Source organism: Aeromicrobium sp. Leaf272 (assembly GCF_001422865.1).
Classification (GTDB): Bacteria; Actinomycetota; Actinomycetes; order Propionibacteriales; family Nocardioidaceae; genus Aeromicrobium.
Genome location: NZ_LMMY01000009.1, coordinates 355,777 through 362,866 on the forward strand (window position 1 = coordinate 355,777; position 7,090 = coordinate 362,866).

Here is a 7,090-nt window from a genome sequence, read left to right on the forward strand (position 1 = left end):
TCGCCGAGGTCCACGAGCTCCTCGGCCAGGTCCGTGCGGGAGCGGCGGTGGATGGAGAGCACCAGCGTGCTCACGTCGGGGATCTCGACCGAGCGCCCGTTCCAGAGGTCGGACGTCACGACGCAGGCGCCGCTGACCGCGTCGAGCCGCCGCTGCGGGACGAACTCGACCCCGAGGTCGAGCAGGCGGGGCATCTTCCACGGCAGGCCGAGGTGGCGCTCCAGCTCCGCTCCGACGTACATCTGCGGGGTGACGATCGAGACGTGGGCCCCGGCCTCGGCCACGAGCTCGGCCAGGCCGAGCGGCAGGTACTGCCCGGACTCGTCCACGATCACCACGCGCGGACCGAGAGCACTGCCGCCGTGCTCGAGCACGCGGCGCACGGCCTCGTCGATGGCGAGGACGTGGGGGGCGTCGATGCCGGGCACCTCGTCGACCTGGGGCGTCCAGGGACTCACTCCCCGGGTGTCGTAGTACGAGCCGACCGCCAGGAAGACGCGGTCGGCCCCGAAGGACCGGACGAAGTCGGCGTCGGCGCGTGTCCCGAGCCGGATCTCGACACCGGCGTTCTGCGCCGCGCGCACCAGGTCGTCCGCAGCGACGGCCCAGCCGGGCTGCTGCGGCATCGAGGACAGGAGGTTCAGGTGACCGCCCAGCTCGTCGCGCTCCTCCACGAGGGTCACGCGATGGCCCCGCGTGGCGGCGACCGAGGCCAGCTTGAGGCCGGAGGGGCCCCCGCCCACGACCAGCACGCTCTTCGCGTCCTCGGGCGCGACCCTGTCGGTGGTGCCCCAGCGCGCCTCGCGGCCGGTGACCGGGTTCATCATGCAGATGACCTCGGTCTCGTCGAACAACCGCCCGATGCACTCGTTGACGCTCGTGCAGCGGATGATCTCGTGCTCACGCCCCTCGAGGGTCTTGCGGACGATCTGCGGGTCGGCCAGCTGCGCCCGGCCCATGGCGACGACGTCGGCGGCGCCCGAGGCGATGACCTCCTCGGCCAGGTGGAGGTCCTTGATCTTGCCCACGGCGATGACAGCGGCCCGGTCGGACACGATCTCCTTGGCGCGTCGCGCGAACGGCACGAGGTGGCCGTCGTCCTCCTGCATGGGCGCCGTCCCGCGGTGAAGCGTGTGGTAGCTGCCCGCCGAGATGCTGAAGTAGTCGAACAGCCCGGTCGAGGCGAACAGGCGCACGTGCTCGTCGGCCTCGTCGGGCGTGATGCCGACGCCGTCGACGAACTCGTCGTAGGACAGGCGGATGCCGAGCGCCAGGTCGTCGCCGACCTCGGCGCGGATGCCCCGGGCGATGTCGAGGATGATCCGGGCCCGGTTCTCCAACGAGCCGCCGTACCGGTCGGTGCGCTTGTTGTAGATCGAGCTCAGGAACTGGCACAGCAGGTAGCCGTGCGCGGCGTGCAGCTCCACCCCGTCGAGGCCGCCGTCGCGCACGTTGCGCGCCGACCGGACGAAGCCGGCGACGATCTCGTCGATCTCGCGCTGGCCCATCACCGACGGCACCTCGTTGTGCACGATCGACGGGATGTCCGAGACGCCCCACAGCGGGTGCCACTCGTCGAGCAGCATCATGCCCTTGTCGTGGGTACCGGGCCCGAAGAGCTCGACCGCACCCATCGCGCCGTGCTCGTGCACGATGTCGGCCATCTTCTGGAACTGCGGCACGGAGTGCATCTCCCACGCCGAGCACGGGTGGTGGAAGGAGCCCTTGGCGATGGGGTAGGCCGCGTGCTGCTCGGTGACGATCATGGCGGCGCCGCCCTCGACCAGCCGGCGGTAGTGGTCCAGGTGGCGCTGGCTCAGCACGCCGTCCTCGCCCCAGTTGAGCACCCGCGGGGGCACGATGATGCGGTTCTTGAGCCGCAGCGGGCCGATCTGCATCGGCTGCCAGACCCGGCTCAGCGTGGTGGTGGCGTTCGTCGTCATCGTCGGTCCTCTCGTCGCGGGTCGGGCTGGTCGGTGCTCACGAGTCCGACAGCAGGTCGTTCATGCGGGCGTAGGCGTCGTCGCGCGCCGCCACGAGCGTCTCGCCCTCGTCGGGTGCGTAGGCGCGGAAGCCGCGGCCCGTCTTCAGCCCGTAGTGGCCCTGGTCGGTGAGCGCCACCAGCGAGTCCGGGGCGGCGAAGCGGTCCCCGAAGCCCTGCTGGAGGGTCGCGAAGATGCTGCGGTACACGTCCAGGCCCGCCATGTCGGCGATCGCGAACGGTCCGAAGAACGGCAGCCTGAACCCGAAGGAGGTCGAGACGACCGTGTCCAGGTCGGCGGCGGTGACCAGTCCCTCCTCGACGCACTTCACGGCCTCGAGGAAGAGCGCCATCTGCAGCCGGTTGGCGATGAAGCCAGGCGAGCTGCGCACGGTGGCCGGACGCTTGCCCGCGGCGGTCAGCCAGGCGGAGACCCGCTCGACGACGGCCGGGTCGGTCGCCTCGCCGGCGATGACCTCGACGCCGGGGATGACGTCGGCGGGGTTGAAGAAGTGCATGCCGAGGAACCGCTCGGGTCGCAGGCAGTCCTCGGCGAGCTCGTCGATCGGGAACGACGACGTGTTGGTGGCGATGATGCAGTGCGCGGGCGCATGCTCCGACACCGTCCGCAGGACCGAGGCCTTGATCGCGCGGTCCTCGGCGACGACCTCGACCACGAGGCCTGCGCCCTGCACGAGCTCCTCGAGAGTGGCGACGTCGGTGGCACGCACCCGCCCGTCGTCGCCCCGCAGCTCGTCGGCGGAGAGGGAGTCCACCCATCGTGCGGCCACGCCGGGCAGGTGGTCGTGGATGCGCACGTCGTGCCCGGCACGCAGGAACAGCCCGGCGATGCCGCGACCCATGGTCCCCGCGCCCACGACCGCCACGGTCGTGACGTCGTCGCTGATGGCCTGGGTCGTGGCCTCGGTCGTCTCGGTCATGGTCTCTCCGTCAATGATTCGTATACGTAGTCATGAAGTTCGGTCGGCGTGTGGCGCGCCGCGCTCGGTCAGCGCCAGGCGGTCTGTCCGCCGTCGACGACGAAGCAGGCGCCCGTCGTCCACGCAGAGGCGTCGGAGGCCAGGAAGCACACGGCCTCCGCGACCTCGGCAGGCAGGCCGAACCGCTTCAGCACGTAGGTGTCGAGGGCGTCGGCCCGCGCAGCCGCCGGGNTGCAGCGGATGCCACGCTCCGCCAGGTCGACCGCGGTGCTCCGCGTCAGCTGGACCAGACCGGCCTTGCTGGTCGTGTAGGCCGGGCTGGCCGCTGCACCCACGAGGCCCAGCTGCGAAGCCACGTTCACGATGCTGCCACCGTTCGGCATGCTCGAGGCGAGCTCGCGGGTCAGCAGGAAGGGCGCGGTCAGGTTGATCGCCATCACCAGGTTCCACAGGTCGAGCGACATCACGTCGACGGCGGTGTCGGCGGCGAGCACGCGTTCGTGCACCCCGGCAGCGTTGACCAGCACGTCGATCTCCCCGGCCCGGTCGACGGCTTCGCTCGCCAGCTGGACGACGGCGTCCGCCTCGCCCAGGTCGGCGGCCAGGACGACGGTCGCGGCGCCGGCGGCCTCGACCTGCGAGGCCACCGCCGACAGCTCGGCTCCCGGGCGGTCGGCCAGGAGGACGGACGCGGCACCGGCACCGGCCGCGGCGATCGCGACGGCGGCACCGATGCCGCCCGCGGCCCCGGTGACCAGGACGCGACGTCCGGCGAGTGAGGCGTCACTCATCGGCGCACCACATCGCCTCGGACCTCACGCCGCCACCTTCTTGCGCTTGCGGCGGCGCTCGGGGATCTTCGCCAGAGCGACTGCGAGGATGAGAGCCCCGCCGTAGAACAGCTGCTGGACGTAGGAGGCGGCGCCGAGGATCTGCAGACCGGTGATGCCACTGACGAGGAAGAACACCGCGATGAACGTGCCGACGGGGTTGAACCGACCCGGCTGCACGGCGGTCGATCCGAGGAAGCACGCCGCGAAGGCGGGCAGGAGGAAGCCGAGTCCCGACGTCGGGTCGGCGGCTCCCTGGCTGCCGGTGTAGATGATGCCGGCAAAGGACGCGATGACTGCGGCCCCGACCATCGCACCCCACTGGATGCGCGCCACCGGCACCCCGCTGAGGCGCGAGACCTCGGCGTTGCGGCCCACGAACAGCATGCGGCGACCGAGCGCGGTGAACACGAACAGGTAGGCCAGGAGGAGCGTCAGGACGACGCCGTACCAGAACCCCAGCGCGATGCCCGCGAAGCGGTAGTTCGCCGAGAGGTTGATGAGGGTCGAGCTGACACCCGAGTACGTCTGACCGTTGGAGATCGCCAACGCGAGGCCCTGGAGCACCGTGGCGATGCCGAGGGTCGCGATGAGGGAGTCGATGCCGAGCCCGACGATCAGGAAGCCGTTCACCATGCCGATGACGACGCCGACCGCCAGAACCACGAGGACCGCGACCCCGAGCGACAGTCCGGCCTCGACCTGCAGCACGGCGAGCAGCACGGAGGAGAACGCGAGGTTCGCCGCGACCGACAGGTCGAGGTTGCCCGTGACGAGCGGCAGCAGCAGTCCCAGCGCAAGCAGCAGGAGGACCGCCTGCGACCCGAAGATCGTCTGGAAGTTCGCCGCGCTCAGGTAGATGTCGGGACGTAGCGCACCGAACACCACGATGACGACCACCCAGGCGATGAGCAGCGCCCAGCGCTGTCCGAGGTCGCGCCAGCGCGGCCCGCCTCTCCGGGCGGCCGGCGGCGATGCCTCCGCCTGCTGGTCGGCCTTCTTCTTCTCCTCGGCCAGTGCGCTCATGCGGGTGTCCCCTCGTGCTGGTGCTGCGGTTCGGTGATGGTCGCGGTGTTGTAGACCTGCTCGACCAGGTGGTCCTTCTCGATGGCGTCGCCGCTCAGCTCCGCAGCGATCCTGCCGCGGGCGACCACCACCACGCGGTCGCAGATCCGGGCGAGCTGCTCGCAGTCGGAGCTGGCGCAGACCACGGCGGTGCGGCGCTCGCGAGCCGCGTCGAGCGCCGCGAAGATCTGCTCGCGAGCGCCCACGTCGACACCCTGCGTCGGCTCGTGCAGCAGGAGCACGTCGGGTTCGGTGGTGAGCCACTTCGCCATGAGGGCCTTCTGCTGGTTGCCGCCGCTGAGCGAGCCGTACATCGCCTCGGGCCTCGCGGGCCGGACGTCGTACTCCTCGATGAGGCGCACGCCGTCACGTCGAAGCGCGTCGCGACGCAACATCCAGGGACGGTGTCGGTCGATCGCCTGCATGGTGATGTTGTCCGCCAGCGTGAGGTCGCCGACTGCACCCTCGCGCTTGCGATCGCCCGGCACGAACGCCATCCCGGCCGAGAGCGCGGCCCGAGGGTCGAAGGACGACAGGTCGTGGTCGACGCCGCCCGCGCGCACGGTCCCCTCGGCGTCGGACAGCGCGCCGAACAAGGCGTACGGCACGTGCTCGAAGCCGGAACCGTTCAGGCCCGTCACGCCGAGCACCTCACCCTCGCGGACCTCGATGTCGATGCCGTCGAGCAGCGAGGTGCGCACGGACCTCGCGCCGAGGACCACGTCGCCGCGGCCGTCGTGCGCGCGGAGCTGGCCCTGGTGGCGAGCCAGCTGCTGCCCGACGATCATCGTGACGAGCTCCTCGTCGCTCACCTCGGCCGTGACGGCCGTGCCGGCGATGGCACCGTCCCGCAGGACGGTGACGTGCGACGTCAGCTCGCGGACCTCGTCGATGTCGTGAGAGACGAACAGGACGCTCGTCCCCTTCGACGCGACGCTGCGCACGAGCGCGAACAGGCGCTCGACGCCCTCGCGCGGCAGGAAGACGGTCGGCTCGTCGAGGACGAGCAGCCCGCGCCGGTCGCTCTCCTGGATGTGGTGGACCGCGCGGACGATGGCGAGCAGCGCCCGGTCCGTCGGCTCGAGCGAGGCCACCGAGGCCCGCGTGTCGACGTGCAGTCCGTGGCGCTCCAGCACCTCCTGCACCCGGGCCCGGTCCCGACGCCACCGCAGGTAGTACGAGCCCGAGCGGGCCGTCTGCGGCAGGAGGAAGTTGTCGAGGACGGTCATCTCCTCGATGAGGCCCAGGTCCTGGTGCACGAAGCTGAACCCGACGGCGGCGAAGTCCACGAGCGGGAGGCCCTGGGGGTCACCCTCGACGAGGACCTCGCCACCGTCCGGGTCGTAGGTTCCGCTCAGGACCTTGATGAGCGTCGACTTGCCCGAGCCGTTCTGGCCGAGCAGGCCGTGGATCTCCCCGTGTGCGATGGAGAGATCCACGCCCTTGAGCACCTGCACGCCGACGAACGACTTGGTGATGCCGCGGAGGACGACGTTCGCCTCGACGTCCGTGTGACCGAGCTGCACAGGTGCTCCCATCTCGATCAGCTCCCGGTCTGCCAGAGGTTCTCGTAACCCTCGACGTAGGCGTCGCCGTAGCCGTCCTCGTTGTTCGGCGGCGTGCCGGTCTCGTCGACGTTGGAGTCGTCGATGATGCGCAGCGGCGTCTTCTGGTCGCCGCCCTCGGTGGGCTCGACGCCCGAGAGGATGCGGAACGACTGGTCGACGACCGACCACGCGAGCCAGTTGATGCTCTCACCGACGTCCGCGGCGAGGATGTCGCCGTCCTGGATCTGCTTCACGTTGGCCGGAGTTCCGTTGTAGGCGGTCATCTTGACCGATCCACCCTTGCCGGCGGCCTGGATCGCGGCGATCGCCGGGACCGTCTGGTCGTCGTAGCTGGCCATGACCCAGTCGGTGTCGGGGTTCTTCACCAGGTAGGACTGCACCTCGGGCTTGATGTTGGTGCCCCACTGACCGACGGGCACGTCGATCACGCCGGGCTCGAGCTCGGGGCACAGCTCGGCGAACTCGTCCTTCATCCCCTTGAGGATGTGCTTGGACGCGAGGAGGTCGTTGGTGGTGATGATGAGTGGCTTCGCCTCGCAACCGGACTGCGCGACGACGTAGTCGGCCTGGAGCTGGCCCGAGCGGGCGAACGGCACCGTGGTGGTCGAGGCCAGCAGGTCCTTCACCGCGGCCGGGGGCTCCTCGCCGTCCTGGTAGGTGTGGGTGGCGATGACCGGGATGCCGGCGCGCTTGGCGCGCTGGAGC

6 protein-coding genes and 1 pseudogene are annotated in these 7,090 nt (G+C 70.5%); all 7 read right to left on the bottom strand.

Annotation, left to right across the window (positions count from 1 at the left end; translation table 11 throughout):
• Window positions 1-1,943, bottom strand: a 1,943-nt coding sequence (locus ASF38_RS03315; protein ID WP_056573609.1) for an FAD-dependent oxidoreductase, incomplete at its 3' end; no start/stop codon positions are given.
• A 37-nt stretch (window positions 1,944-1,980) separates the two neighbouring features.
• Window positions 1,981-2,922: a 3-hydroxyacyl-CoA dehydrogenase family protein gene (locus ASF38_RS03320; RefSeq protein WP_082480327.1), complete on the bottom strand. Its 942-nt coding sequence runs from the start codon at window positions 2,920-2,922 to the stop codon at window positions 1,981-1,983.
• Window positions 2,923-2,990: 68 nt separating this feature from the next.
• Window positions 2,991-3,153, bottom strand: a 163-nt coding sequence (locus ASF38_RS19595) for an SDR family oxidoreductase (RefSeq protein WP_369815162.1), incomplete at its 5' end; no start/stop codon positions are given.
• Window position 3,154: 1 nt separating this feature from the next.
• Window positions 3,155-3,713, bottom strand: a pseudogene (locus ASF38_RS19600) (SDR family NAD(P)-dependent oxidoreductase); the annotation flags it as partial.
• A gap of 24 nt (window positions 3,714-3,737) precedes the next feature.
• Entirely contained in the window at window positions 3,738-4,778 is a 1,041-nt protein-coding gene (locus tag ASF38_RS03330) for an ABC transporter permease (protein ID WP_055963350.1), read from the bottom strand.
• The gene (locus ASF38_RS03335; RefSeq protein ID WP_082480329.1) at window positions 4,775-6,355 is read right to left on the bottom strand and encodes a sugar ABC transporter ATP-binding protein; all 1,581 of its coding nucleotides are present in this window, start codon (window positions 6,353-6,355) and stop codon (window positions 4,775-4,777) included. The genes ASF38_RS03330 and ASF38_RS03335 overlap by 4 nt, the downstream gene beginning before the upstream one ends.
• Before the next feature lie 5 nt (window positions 6,356-6,360).
• Window positions 6,361-7,090: sugar ABC transporter substrate-binding protein (locus tag ASF38_RS03340; protein ID WP_235497369.1), on the bottom strand; the 730-nt coding region annotated here is incomplete at its 5' end.